The sequence below is a fragment of the Grimontia celer genome (assembly GCF_900055185.1).
Lineage (GTDB): Bacteria > Pseudomonadota > Gammaproteobacteria > Enterobacterales > Vibrionaceae > Enterovibrio > Enterovibrio celer.
Window position 1 is genome coordinate 1,735,442 of record NZ_FIZX01000001.1, and the last position, 13,998, is coordinate 1,749,439.

A 13,998-nucleotide genomic window follows, 5' to 3' on the forward strand; every position below is an offset into this window, starting at 1 on the left:
CTTATGCTTTCGCCACATCAATCATGGTGATTGAACCATCATCATTCACTTCAGCAATCTGGCCTGACGGCTCTTCCATAAAGAGTAGCGTTACAAAGCCAAGAACCGCAGTGCCTGCAATGATGTAGAAGAAAGTACTGTAATCAACCAGCGACAAAATCGTCAGATAAGTCACGGCACCTACGTTACCATAAGCACCTGTCATACCAGCGATTTGACCTGTCATACGACGCTTGATCAGTGGCACGGCCGCAAATACTGCACCTTCACCGGATTGCACGAAGAACGAACAACCCATTGCCGCTACAACCGCCAGCCAAACTGGCCACGCGCTGTCGACTTGACCCATCACGAAGTAACCCAATGCCAGACCCGCAGTGAGGATAAGCAGCGTTGGTTTACGACCGAATTTATCAGACAACCAGCCGCCACCAGGACGTGACATCAGGTTCATGAAGGCATAAGCGGATGCCACCATACCCGCCACAACAGGGGTCAACTCAAAGGTTTCAGAGAAGAACAGTGGCAGCATAGAAACCACAGCAAGCTCAGATCCAAAGGTCGCGAAGTACAGCACATTCAGCACAGCAACCTGCTTAAATTGGTAGCGGTGAATTTCTGGCACCTCTTCTTTAAAGACGTGCTTGTTCACTTTCCACACTTGGGAAGCATCAAACAGGTAGATGCCTGCAAGTACCGCGTAGATGCCATAAACGGCTGCATCAGAAAACATGCCGATACCGCTTGGCGAAAGTTTCCAAGCCAACAGTGCCAGTGCGCCATACATTGGTGTTTTCATGAATAGCAGCAGGTAGAAATCGCCTTTTGAGGTGACTTCCATGGCACCGCCGTTCTTTGGTTTGTAGTAGGTTGCACCTTTTGGCGTGTCCGTCACGTTGCGATAAAACACGAAAGAGAAAGCCAGGCTCATCAAGCCAGTGATACCCATAGCGTAACGCCAGCCATCTTCACCACCGAACATCACAGCCACGGTTGGTAGAGTGAATGCGGCGGCTGCTGAGCCGAAGTTACCCCAACCACCATAGATACCTTCTGCAGTGCCCAGTTCATTGTGTGGGAACCACTCAGACACCAGACGGATACCGATAACAAAGCCTGCACCGATGAGACCCAGGGCAAAACGGGCAATGGCAGCCTGAACGAAGCTATCTGAAAGTGCGAAAACAAAACAAGGGATAGAACAGATAGCGAGCAGTAAGGAGTAGATTAGCCGCGGGCCATATTTATCCGTGAGCATGCCGATTAAAACACGGGCTGGAATGGTAAAAGCAACGTTGAGAATAAGCAGAGTTTTAATTTCTGCGGTAGTTAAGCCGAGCGATTCTTTTACCGATTGCAGTAATGGCGCAAAGTTAAACCACACCACAAAGGTAATAAAGAATGCGAACCAACTTAAATGGAGAATTTTCATTTTTCCGGTAAAGGAAAATATATTGAACTTGTCACTAGATGACATTATTGACTTCCTCTTCAAACAAACAATCCCTGTGCCGCGATGTTTTAATCACAGCAAACTTAATTTGAAAATTTTTAACTTCCCCTGATTGAGTAATCAGGGGAATGAATATTTAAACTAGACTCAGTTGCACAGCACCTTCATGACAACGAACTGGGTAGGTGGTGATCGATACGTTTTCGTCTTCCAGACAAATACCGCTATCCAAGCAAAAATGCTGTTTATAGAGCGGTGAGGCGATCACTGTTTTGTCACCTATCGAGCCGATCATTCCGCGAGAAAGCACATTCGCTTTTCCGATTGGATCATAATTATCAACGGCATATAGCGAGTCTGTTTGGCCACAAAGAAATACCGCCACCTGCTTGTCTTCCAACAACGCGCACACACCGGTGTTTTTGACCAAGTCAGACTTTTCACAAATGGTTTGCCACTGGCTCATTGCTTTCTCCTTAACTTTCCAGCGTGACGATATCGATATTTTGCGATGCAAGTTCAGCAGGAATGCGCTGACCACGAACAGTTTGATATTTCAAACTCTCATCCTGCGCTTCGCTATTAACGAAGTGTTTGAAGCGCTTGAGTTTCTCAGGCGATTCAATCGTGGTTTTCCACTCGCATTGATAGTTACCCAGGCTTGCCGCCATTTCTGCTTCCAACTCTTCACCAATGTTGAGCTTGTCTTCGATCACCACTTGACGCAGGTAGTCCAACCCTCCTTCGAGGTTTTCTAGCCATACTGACGTGCGTTGCAAGCGGTCTGCGGTTCGGATGTAGAACATCAACACGCGGTCGATGTATTTAATCAGGGTTTCACTATCCAGGTCTGATGCGAACAGGTCAGCGTGACGCGGGCGCATACCACCATTGCCACAAACATAGAGGTTCCAGCCATTTTCTGTCGCGATAATACCGATGTCTTTTGATTGCGCTTCTGCACACTCGCGGGTACAACCTGATACGGCGAACTTCAGCTTGTGCGGCGATCTCAGGCCTTTGTAGCGGTTCTCGATATCAATCGCGAAACCCACGCTGTCATCCACGCCGTAACGACACCAGGTAGAGCCAACGCAGGATTTCACGGTACGGACAGATTTCCCGTAGGCATGGCCGGTTTCAAAACCTGCATCAACCAGAATTCGCCAGATTTCAGGCAGTTCATGAAGTTGCGCGCCGAAAAGGTCGATACGCTGACCACCGGTCACTTTGGTGTAGAGGTCAAACTGCTTAGCCACCTGACCAAGCACAATCAGTTTATCCGGGGTGATCTCACCACCAGCCACGCGCGGCACGACGGAATATGTTCCGTCTTTTTGCATGTTGCCAAGGTAGATGTCGTTGGTGTCCTGCAATCCCATGTGCTCTTCTTCCAACACATAGTCATTCCAGAAAGACGCTAGAATTGAACCGACGGCAGGCTTGCAGACGTCACAGCCCAGTCCTTCACCATGGCTGTCTAACAGTTCGTCGAACGTTTTGATTTTCTTGATACGAACAATGTCAGCCAGTTCCTGGCGGGTGTAATGGAAGTGCTCACAAAGGTTGTTGTTTACCTCGTGGCCTAGCGCTGCCAGCTCTGCGTCCATCACCTGTTTGGCAAGTGCTGAACAACCGCCACACCCACTTGATGCTTTGGTTTCCGCTTTAAGATCTGCCATGTTGGTGCAACCCGCGACAACGGCTGCTTTAATGTCTGCTTTTGTGACGTCATAACAAGAACAGATTTGTGCTTCATCAGGAAGGTTTGCAACACCAGCCGAGCCAGAGTCTGAGGAAGCTGCACCGTCAGACAGAAGCAACACTGAGGGATATTCCGGCAGTGGCATGTCGTTCAACATGGTTTGCAGAAGAGTCGGATAGCTCTCGGTATCTCCGACCAGCACAGCACCCAGCAGTTTAGTACCGTCTTCAGAAACGATAATGCGCTTGTAGATTTGCTCCACACTGTCGGCGTAAGTGTATGATTGCGCGCCAGGCGTGTTGCCTTGCGCATCACCAATACTTGCCACATCAACACCCAGCAACTTGAGCTTGGTGCTCATATCAGCGCCTTTAAAAGCGGCTTCGTCACCGCAAATATTGGCGACGGCCACCTTGGCCATTTGATAGCCCGGTGCCACCAAACCAAAGATCTTGCCCTGCCACAGCGCACATTCACCAATGGCGTAAACATCCTCTTCATTGGTCTGACACTGATCGTTAATCACAATCCCGCCACGCTCACCAATCTCAAGGCCAAACTCCCTCGCAAGCTCATCCTGCGGACGGATACCTGCAGAGAAAACAATCATGTCAGTTTCAAGCTCGGAGCCGTCCGCAAACATTAGTTTGTAGCGTGAAGTGCTGCCTGCCGTAATGCATTTGGTGGCTTTTTCGGTGTGGACTTTAACGCCCAGAGATTCGATTTTTTCTTTGAGTAATTCACCACCGCCCTCATCCAGCTGAACGGCCATCAATCTCGGCGCAAACTCCACTACATGGGTGTCAACGCCCATACATTTCAGGGCGTTTGCTGCTTCAAGCCCAAGCAAACCGCCACCGATAACGACGCCTGATTCGCTTTGCTTTCCAGAGGCTTCAATCGCTTCCAAATCTTCTATGGTGCGATAAACATGACAATGTGGCTGATCGTTACCTTCAATAGGTGGAACAAAAGGGTAAGAGCCAGTAGCGACCACTAACTTGTCGTAAAAAACTTCTCTGCCTTTGTCTGTCACAACGCAGTGATTTTCAGCGCGAATAGCGGTGACCTTCTCATTCAGGAAGTAGTGAACACCTTTTTCGTCGTAGGCTTCTTCATTGGTTAACATCAAATCATCAGCAGATTTCCCACTGAAATAACCACTGAGCTGAACCCTGTCATAAGCCAGTCTTGGTTCTTCTGAGAAGGTCGTTATTTCAAAGGTGCCTTCAGCATTTTTGTCGCACAACTCCTCGATAAATCTGTGCCCAACCATGCCATTACCAATGACAACGATACGTTTCTTTTCCATTGTTATTCCCTATGCAGAAAGCTTCTCAAGCTGTGTTTCAGCCTGAGAGATAAACCAGTTGAGCTCGTCAGCAAGTGTGACGACCTCACCCACCACAACAAGCGCAGGGGACTTGACACCCTCTCCTTGAATGGTGGCTTCAATTGAATGCAAATCGGCGGTAAAAACCCGCTGCTGCGGGGTGCAGCCATTCTCAATAATGGCGACCGGCGTGCTGGTAGAAAGGCCATGCTGGCGAAGTGACTGAGCAATTTGCCCAACCTTCGACAAGCCCATGTAAAACACCAGCGTGTGATTCAGCGAGGCCAACGCCTGCCAGTTGATGGAGAGCTCTTTTTCCGCATGAGCCGTGACAAACGTTGCCCCTTGAGAAAGGCCCCGATGTGTCAGAGGAATACCCGCGTAGCTGGTGCACCCAGACGCTGCAGTGATACCCGGGACGACTTCTACAGATATACCCTCACGGTGCAGCTCTAACATCTCCTCACCACCGCGACCAAACACAAAAGAATCACCACCTTTTAAACGACAAATTCTCTTGCCGCGGCTGGCGAGTTCGATCAATAGCTGGTTGGTTTCACTCTGAGGAACGCTGTGCTTTCCTTTTGCCTTACCCACATACACCAACTCGACACCCTCTGGGATCAGCCCAATGATTTCTTTGCTGACGAGTCTGTCGTAAACCACCACGTCGCTATTCTCGATACAACGAAGTGCCTTAATGGTCAGCAAGTCTGGATCACCCGGTCCTGCCCCCACTAATGAGACGTGCCCTCGTTTGAAAGATGTAATTTTAACGGTGGACATCCTTGCCCCTCATGTCGCGTGTTATTCATCTCGCTAGAGCAAATTGAGTGCCACTGGGAAACCAAAGATCTACTTATCTGGCATAACACCCTGTTTTTAAAAGTGATATTTTTATCAATTAAAAGAAAACAACCAGAGTAGAAAACAACAAAGAAATAAAGAATCCGCTTCGAAATAGTGCAAGATGATTTTCGGGATGCACTGTTATTGCGCAATTTATTAACAGAAATCATTTAGCACTATTTCAGTGAAAGATAATATTTAAAACTTTCCCCATACTTATTCATTGGTTTTCATTAAATAAAAACTCAAATGCAACAAATCATATTTATCACCGAGTAGTTGGCGTGAGAGTTGCTTTATTCCCCTCAATAGAGATAAGAGAATCTCAAGAGGAATAAAATGACTAAAAATAATGATTCCAGTTGGATAAAGTCGACATGTGCATATTGCGGAGTAGGCTGTGGCATTGAGGCCAAAGTACAAGCGAATGGAAAACTGGAAGTTCGCGGTGATGAAGAACATCCGGCAAATTTAGGAAAGCTTTGTTCAAAGGGCTTAAAGCTAGGAGAAACTGTCACTACCCAAGGGCGCATGCTTTCCCCTTCCGTTCACGGCGAAGATTGTTCATGGGATCATGCGCTTTCCCATGTCGCCTCCACCTTCAGCGATACCATCGCTAAGTACGGACAGGACTCGGTCGCGTTTTATGTGTCAGGACAACTGCTGACCGAAGATTACTATGTCGTCAACAAGCTGATGAAAGGCTTTATCGGCAGCGCCAACATCGACACCAATTCCAGACTGTGTATGGCTTCTTCTGTCGTGGGACACAAGCGCGCATTCGGCGAAGATATTGTGCCGGGCAACTATGAAGATCTGGAACTAGCTAATCTTGTTATTCTCACAGGCTCAAACCTCGCATGGTGCCACCCGGTTTTGTATCAACGCCTTAAAGCCGCAAAAGCACGTCATGGCACTAAGATAGTGGTTATCGACCCACGGGAAACAGCAAGTTGCGAAATTGCTGACCTCCACCTTCCCTTATTCCCGGGCTCTGACATTGCGTTGTTCAACGGCTTACTAGCCTATATGGCCAAGTTGAATCAGATTAACCAAAAATATGTCGAACAGCATACCGAAGGCTTTGATGAAGCATTAGAGCTCGCCAAGCGTTTCTCAAATATCACGTCAGTGTCTTTGGCTACTGGCCTCAAGACAGCCGATATTGAAACCTTCTTTCAGTGGTTCCGCTCAACACCGAAAACCGTGACTGTGTATTCGCAGGGAGTCAATCAATCCACCAGCGGTACAGACAAGGTAAACAGCATTCTCAACTGCCATATTGCAACAGGTCGGGTTGGCCAGCCGGGCTCAACACCATTTTCCATCACAGGACAACCTAACGCCATGGGAGGCCGTGAAGTTGGCGGTCTGGCTAACACGCTGGCCGCACATATGGAATTTGGTAATCCGGAGCAATCAGAACTGCTCAGTGAATTTTGGGAAACATCCAACCTTGCGACAAAGCCAGGCCTCAAAGCCATGAACATGTTCGAAGCGATTGAGACAGGAAAGATTAAAGCTCTCTGGGTGATGGCAACCAACCCGGCAGTCAGTCTCCCGGAAAGTAACCGGATTAATGCGATTCTCGCCAGTTGTCCCTATGTTGTTGTCTCTGATTGTGTTGAAAGCAATGACACCCTGAAGTACGCCCACGTTCGACTCCCTGCACAAGGTTGGAGCGAGAAGTCAGGTACTGTCACCAACTCCGAGCGCCGGATTTCGCGCCAGCGTCGCTTGTTGCCTACGCCAGGTATGGGCAAGCCCGACTGGTGGATAGTCAGCGAAGTCGCAAAGAAAATGGGATTCGAAAAACAGTTCAGCTACCGCTCGGAACTGGATATCTTCAACGAGTATGTAGAACAAACCCGATTGGGAAATGAAGTCGGCAAATCAACCGCACGTGCCCTGACACTGGAAAGCCTTTCAGGTATGACACCAGAAAATTACCAATCTTTTGCGCCTAGGCAATGGCCTGCAAAAGATGGTGTTTGCCCGGAACGTCTATTTGGCGATGGAAACTATGCGACGCCGAATGGTAAAGGTAGATTTGTTGCCGTTGATTTCAAGCCACCTGCACTCTCTTTAAGCGAGCGCTACGGCCTTATATTGAACTCGGGGCGAATTCGGGACCAGTGGCATACCATGACCCGTTCTGGGCTCTCTCCGTCGCTTTCAGAGAACGACAGCGTGCCTCAGCTAGAAATCCATCCCTTTGATGCAGCCGATCGCGGAATAAAAGATGGTCATTTGGCGAAAGTCATCAGTAGCATTGGTGAACAAATTTTCATTGCTAAAGTAACCAGTACTGTTTCGGTCGGGCAATGCTATGCCCCTATTCATTGGACACACACCAACTGTTCAGATGGCAAGGTGTGTACCGTCATTCCTTCCAACACGGATCCGTTCTCCGGCCAGCCTGAATTCAAAGCGACGCCTATAGAGGTGAAATCGGTAAAAACTTATCTCGATGCGCAGATTGTTTCTAGATCCCCGTTGGATAAAACAAAGCTCAATGCTATTCCCGCTGCCTTTTGGGTATCACAGCAATGTGATAGCGGTGTCTTGTATTCACTCAAGCTAACCGTCAAAACATTGGAGTTGGAAGATTTGTTAGCTGCATTGATGGATGATGGGCAGCCTACTCTGGTCATTGCATCCAGTGGCGAGGCGCAACGTGTGGTTTATCTTCAGTCAGGAAAATTCGGGCTTGCTGCTGCGATATATCCATCGTCGCTAGCCGGATCTCAACCCGATATTTCCCAGTTAGTGTCAGCGGAAGCAGAGCCAGAAGTCATGCATGGTTTTCTTGCCGGCACGCTGAAAGCCAAATCACGAACCATCTGCACCTGTAAAAAGGTCACTAAAGCAGATATTGAGAATGCCATCGATAACACTGGCGTTTGTTCTGTGAAATCGCTGGGTGAGTTAACTGGCGCAGGAACGGGCTGCGGCTCCTGCGTGGCGGAACTGGAACAATTTATTGGTAATGCAAAGCCGATTTCAATCACGCCGTATGAGCGTCAGGTTGAAAGCGCATGTGGCAAGTAGTCGGGCTTACTTGGCAAACAGCTGGCCTTCGATGTCTTTGAAAGCTTTGAATTCGAGCGCATTACCGGTTGGATCAAGGAAAAACATCGTGGCCTGCTCACCGGGCTGGCCAACAAAACGGATGTAGGGCTCAATCACAAATTCGACGCCTTTGGATTTCAACCTGTCCGCCAGTTGTTGCCAGTCTTCCATTTCCAGTACAACACCGATGTGCGGAACAGGCACTGACTTGGCATCAACAGCATTGTGATGAAGCTTGAGTGTGTTGTTTTCACCAATGTTTGGATCATGATGAATCACCAGTTGGTGACCATAGAGATTGAAATCGACCCACTCATCGCTACTGCGCCCCTCTCCGCAATTGAGGATATCCGCATAGAAACGTCGGGATTCTTCCAAGTGTCGCACTGGAATGGCGACATGAAATGGGGTTAATGCCATAACTTTCTCCTTGTCGAACTACCTCTAACCAGCCTACGCCAAAAAATGACATTGCGATTGCCTTAAGGCTCGGAATGGAAACAAAAAAAGCACCCGTAGGTGCTTTTTAGTTTTAGCGTGAAGAGACTACTTCTTCTTGCGTTTGTCAGTGATTTCCCACTTACCGTCGATAAACAGACCCGTCCAGCCAGAAGGCTTGCCGTCATCTTCGGTACGCACGTAGTTCTCTTTGCTCTTACGGCTAAAGCGAACCACTGCTTTGCGACCATCTGGATCTTCCGATGGTGCATCTGCCAGATATTTGAACTTCTCAGGCAGGCGTTCTTTGAAACGTGCGAGTTCTTCAACCAAAGGTGCACGGGTTTCGCGCGATTTCGGGAAGTTACTTGCCGCCAGGAATAGACCTGATGCACCGTCACGAAGCACAAAGTACGCGTCTGAATTCTCACAAGGCAGTTCAGGGAAGTGAACTGGATCCTCTTTCGGTGGCGCGACTTCGCCGTTCTTCAGGATCTTACGGGTGTTCTTACAGGTTTCGCTGGTGCAATCCATGTACTTACCGAAACGGCCGTTTTTCAGCACCATGTCGGACCCACACTTGTCACACTCGACCACTGGGCCGTCGTAACCTTTCAGCTTGAACTCACCTTTCTCAACCACATAGCCATCACAGCTTGGGTTATTACCACAAACATGCAGCTTGCGGTCTTGGTCGATGAGGTAAGCATCCATCGCCGTTTCACACTTCGGACAACGTTTCTTCGCACGCAGCGCTGCGGTTTCAACGTCTTCTTCCAGAACGTTAACGATACCTTCTTCATCCATCAGGTTGATGGTGGTTTTACAACGCTCTTTCGGCGGCAGTGCATAACCAGAACAACCCAGGAATACGCCAGTCGATGCAGTACGGATACCCATTTTACGGCCACAGGTTGGACAGTCGATGTCGGTCATCACGATGCTGTTAGGCTTCATGCCACCTTCACCTTCTTCCAGCTCTGCTTTTTCAAGATCGCCGGTGAAGTCTTTGAAGAAGTTGTTCAGAACGTTTTTCCAATCTTCTGAACCCATCGCGATTTGGTCGAGATGTTCTTCCATACGTGCTGTGAAGTCATAGTCCATCAGATCAGCAAAGCTGTCATCCAGACGGTCTGTCACGATCTCACCCATCTTCTCAGCGTAGAAACGACGCTGCTCTACACGCACATAGCCACGATCCTGAATCGTAGAAATGATCGCTGCATAAGTCGATGGACGGCCAATGCCACGCTTCTCAAGTTCCTTAACCAGCGCAGCTTCTGTGTAGCGTGCTGGTGGCTTGGTGAAGTGTTGCTTCGGATCCACTTTTTCCAAAGACAGAATCTCGCCCACATCAACATGCGGCAGCGTTGTGTCTTCGTTTTTACCCATTGGACGTTGAACACGTGTCCAACCGTCAAAGCGCAAGGTCCGGCCTTTTGCTTTCAGGGTAAATTCGCCAGCTTCCACAGTAATGGTGCTGGAGTCGTACTTCGCTGGCACCATCTGACAAGACACAAACTGACGCCAGATCAGGTCGTAAAGACGATGTGCGTCTGGGTCCATGCCCTGAAGATCATCAGCTTTCACATCCACGCTTGAAGGACGAATCGCTTCGTGCGCTTCTTGTGCATTACCTTTTGAACCGTACACATTTGCTGATGATGGCAGATAGTTGTCACCATACTCAGAGCCAATGAAACTGCGTGCAGCTTCAACCGCTTCTTTACTCAGATTGGTCGAGTCAGTACGCATATAGGTGATGTAACCTGCTTCGTACAGACGCTGAGCCAGCATCATGGTCTTCTTAACGCCGAAGCCCATACGGGTGCTCGCAGCTTGTTGCAGCGTCGACGTAATAAATGGTGCAGACGGCTTGCTTGAGGTTGGACGATCTTCACGGTCAACCACTTTGTAAGTCGCTTTCTGCAACGCTGCCGTTGCAGCCATTGCCTGCTCTTCGTTCAGCGGTTTAAACGCTTCACGATTTTGCTGGGCAACAACCAGACGCAACGCATTTTGGCTCGCCGTGGTGGTGTCAGTGTGAATGTCCCAGTATTCCATTGGAATAAAGGCTTTAATTTCATGCTCACGCTCAACCAGCAGTTTTACTGCAACTGACTGAACACGGCCTGCAGACAAACCACGCGCGACTTTTTTCCAAAGCAGCGGAGACACCATAAAGCCCACAACACGGTCGAGGAAACGACGCGCCTGCTGGGCATTTACGCCATCCATGTTCAGTTCGCCCGGTGCTTCGAACGCCTGCTGGATTGCGTTTTTGGTAATTTCGTTAAACACAACGCGTTTGAAACGGCTTTCGTCACCGCCAATGATTTCCCGCAAGTGCCAGGCAATCGCCTCTCCCTCGCGGTCCAAATCCGTTGCGAGATAAACGTGGTCAGCTTTCTCTGCCAACGTTTTCAGTTCCTGCACGACTTTTTCTTTGCCCGGCAGGATTTGATAATTCGCTTTCCAGTTGCGGTATGGGTCAACACCCATTTTGTTGATCAGCGCGTTTTTATCTTTCTCTTTTTTGATGCGCTCTTTTTCTTCCGCACTCAACCCTTTGGTTGAAACTGGCGTTGCTTTCTTGCCGCCTTGCGCGGCACCGGTAGGCAGATCTCGGACATGACCTACGCTAGATTTAACGATGAAGTCTTTGCCCAGATATTTATTGATCGTTTTTGCCTTTGCCGGGGACTCCACGATAACGAGAGATTTACCCATAGTGACCCAATACGCCCTCGCGTTTCTCATTCAAAAAATTCATTCAGATCGCAGGCAATCGATGAGCTTTCCAACTCCAGTGCCATGCTGACGCTTTTTTTAATATTGAGCGACTCGATCCGAATATCAACCAGTTTCTATCTAATTTCCCCTGATTGGTCGCTGCTTCCCCAGTTGTTGTTCATTTGTTAACAACAAGTCTGCACTATCAGGGAAATGTTGCCGTCTCACTTTTATTAGTCGAGGATATCTTAGAGCGCTAGCCCTTTAGCGCCGCACTTTTACCCTCTATTCGTCATTGCTAAGAAAGCATGACTGAAAGTGCAGGCTAAAGCAGGCAGGCGCGCTAATCATTACCATTGACCGAAGCATCTTTACCATTTCGCTTCGAATTTTTCTGGCTTGGCTCACAATAAGTAGCGGAAGCCGCAAAATAATGAGGCTTTGTTCAAACCTACTGTTTTTTCCTTTCCCAACGCTATAATGCCCCTTCATTTCACTACCCGAATCGAGAAGAAAATGGCTGAGAAAACACCTATCAGCGCCGACGATTTATTGAAAATCGCAAACGAAATGATCCGTGAGCATAATGCTTACATCGAAGGCATGAACACTGACTCTGTCGAAGAAAAAGCCGGTGTCATGGTCTTCAAAGGGGAGTATTTTTTAGACGACAACGGACTGCCAACCCCTAAAACCACTGCCGTATTCAATATGTTTAAGTACCTGGCACACCAGTTGTCAAAGCAATATACGATTCAGTAAAACGTTGCGTTCGGTGATAAAAATGCCACCTTTCGGTGGCATTTTTATCTTTAACCTTCAAACACTGCTGTGTCTTTTTTCTCGTCCTGATGGACATCATCACCGCCACCAGAACCCGGCTTCTGACCGCGTCCTTTCGGGTCTGGGCCAAACTGATTTGGACCCGGTGTACCATCAAGAATGCCTAACTCCACCAGCGCGAAGATAGGACCTACCAACGGCAGAAAAGTCACAATAATCCACCAAGGACTCTTGTTTCTGTCTTTCAGCCGTTTGATGTTCAGCGCGATAGAAGCATAAATGGCAAACAGTGAAATCGCCAATGCCAGTGCATCAAGCACCACATTCCCGCCCTGATAGAAGAAAGTTGGCAGCACCATAATCAATACCGGAACGCTATACAGCCAGTAATCTCGACGTCGCATCCGGCCTTCAAACGAGAGCAGTGCCCACTTTTGATTGTTCATTTTTACTCCTAAACAATTGGTCGCTGACCGCGGCTAATCCACTTCAGCAGCACGCGGTCCAGCGCTTCTGCCGATGCACCAGCCAGTTTTTCTGCCAGTTTCTTGCGTTGAACATAACGCACGCCCAGCACATCTTTTTCTTTCACTGCCGACACCAGATAATCGTCACTGGTCCCAATGCTGTCAATCAATCCCAGTGGCAGTGCCTGATTGCCAAACCAATGCTCACCAGTGGCCACTTTTTCAAGGTCCAACGATGGACGGTGATCAGCAATAAAGTCTTTGAACAGTGTGTGAGTTTCTTCCAACTCGCTAACAAATTTTTCACGCGCCTTGTCGGTATTTTCGCCAAACATGGTCAAGGTGCGTTTGAATTCACCTGCGGTTAGCTGCTCAAATTCAATGTCGTGCTTTTTAAGCAGTTTGTTGAAGTTTGGCAACTGCGCAATCACACCGATGGAACCTACTACGGCAAAAGGCGCTGCAACGATCTTGTCTGCCACACATGCCATCATGTAACCGCCACTTGCAGCCACTTTATCCACCGCAGCTGTTAAAGGAATTCCTGCCTGCTTAATGCGATCAAGTTGGGAAGAAGCAAGGCCATACGCGTGAACCATACCACCACCACTTTCAAGGCGCACCAGCACTTCATCGCCCTCTTTGGCAACAGCCAGAATTGCTGTCACTTCTTCACGCAAAGCAGCGACTTCACGTGCATCGATACTGCCTTTAAAATCCAAGACGAAAACATGTGGTTTACGGCTTTGTTCCAGCGTTGCCGTATCTGTCATTTTCTTCGCTTCATTCTTGGCTTCTTTAGCCTTCGTTTTCTCCGCTTTTTTATCTGCTTTGTCGCGCGCTTTTAATGCTGCTTCATCGTAGAGATGCGATTCCATCGAATGTACTAAATCTTTATGTTTTTCAGTCAGATTAGTAATTTCCAACTCACCTTTTTGAGACTGTTTGCCGCCAGCGCTTTTAGCAATAATAAGCACGACGATCACGGCGACTGCAAAGGTCAGCACTTTCGCCAGGAAAAGGCCGTAATCAAGCAAGAATTCCAAACTTCGTTCCTCGTTTATTGTTGTTTCTGTGTACTTTTATTGAGCACAGATTTTTATCTATCGCGCCATTCTACTAGACATAAATACCCAAACAACCCGAAGTTGCAGGTTTCAGCGAT

General features: G+C 48.4%; 10 protein-coding genes. 2 read left to right on the plus strand and 8 right to left on the minus strand.

Annotated features, from left to right (window positions below):
• Window position 1: 1 nt before the first annotated feature.
• The 4 genes from GCE9029_RS07645 to cobA all read right to left on the minus strand — a co-directional run bounded on the left by GCE9029_RS07645 (window position 2) and on the right by cobA (window position 5,277).
• The gene (locus tag GCE9029_RS07645; protein WP_046306535.1) at window positions 2-1,477 is read right to left on the minus strand and encodes a NarK family nitrate/nitrite MFS transporter; all 1,476 of its coding nucleotides are present in this window, start codon (window positions 1,475-1,477) and stop codon (window positions 2-4) included.
• A gap of 112 nt (window positions 1,478-1,589) precedes the next feature.
• Window positions 1,590-1,919: a nitrite reductase small subunit NirD gene (nirD, locus tag GCE9029_RS07650; protein WP_062662305.1), complete on the minus strand. Its 330-nt coding sequence runs from the start codon at window positions 1,917-1,919 to the stop codon at window positions 1,590-1,592.
• A 10-nt stretch (window positions 1,920-1,929) separates the two neighbouring features.
• Window positions 1,930-4,470, minus strand: coding sequence for a nitrite reductase large subunit NirB (gene nirB / locus GCE9029_RS07655; RefSeq protein ID WP_062662307.1), 2,541 nt, complete (start codon window positions 4,468-4,470; stop codon window positions 1,930-1,932).
• Window positions 4,471-4,479: 9 nt separating this feature from the next.
• Window positions 4,480-5,277 (minus strand): uroporphyrinogen-III C-methyltransferase, encoded by a 798-nt coding sequence (gene cobA, locus GCE9029_RS07660; RefSeq protein WP_082804300.1) that lies wholly within the window; start codon window positions 5,275-5,277, stop codon window positions 4,480-4,482.
• A gap of 402 nt (window positions 5,278-5,679) precedes the next feature.
• On the opposite strand from cobA, the gene GCE9029_RS07665 reads away from it, so the two are divergent.
• Window positions 5,680-8,391, plus strand: coding sequence for a nitrate reductase (locus tag GCE9029_RS07665; RefSeq protein ID WP_062662309.1), 2,712 nt, complete (start codon window positions 5,680-5,682; stop codon window positions 8,389-8,391).
• 6 nt (window positions 8,392-8,397) lie between these two features.
• Here the strand turns inward: GCE9029_RS07665 and GCE9029_RS07670 are convergent, their stop codons facing one another.
• Window positions 8,398-8,832: a VOC family protein gene (locus GCE9029_RS07670; RefSeq protein WP_002540184.1), complete on the minus strand. Its 435-nt coding sequence runs from the start codon at window positions 8,830-8,832 to the stop codon at window positions 8,398-8,400.
• Between the two features lie 126 nt (window positions 8,833-8,958).
• Window positions 8,959-11,580 (minus strand): type I DNA topoisomerase, encoded by a 2,622-nt coding sequence (gene topA, locus GCE9029_RS07675; RefSeq protein ID WP_062662311.1) that lies wholly within the window; start codon window positions 11,578-11,580, stop codon window positions 8,959-8,961.
• Between the two features lie 519 nt (window positions 11,581-12,099).
• On the opposite strand from topA, the gene GCE9029_RS07680 reads away from it, so the two are divergent.
• The gene (locus tag GCE9029_RS07680) at window positions 12,100-12,345 is read left to right on the plus strand and encodes a YciN family protein (protein ID WP_062662313.1); all 246 of its coding nucleotides are present in this window, start codon (window positions 12,100-12,102) and stop codon (window positions 12,343-12,345) included.
• Between the two features lie 50 nt (window positions 12,346-12,395).
• Here the strand turns inward: GCE9029_RS07680 and GCE9029_RS07685 are convergent, their stop codons facing one another.
• Entirely contained in the window at window positions 12,396-12,812 is a 417-nt protein-coding gene (locus GCE9029_RS07685; RefSeq protein ID WP_002540187.1) for a DUF805 domain-containing protein, read from the minus strand.
• An 8-nt stretch (window positions 12,813-12,820) separates the two neighbouring features.
• Entirely contained in the window at window positions 12,821-13,879 is a 1,059-nt protein-coding gene (gene sohB / locus GCE9029_RS07690; RefSeq protein ID WP_062662315.1) for a protease SohB, read from the minus strand.
• Window positions 13,880-13,998: the final 119 nt, after the last annotated feature.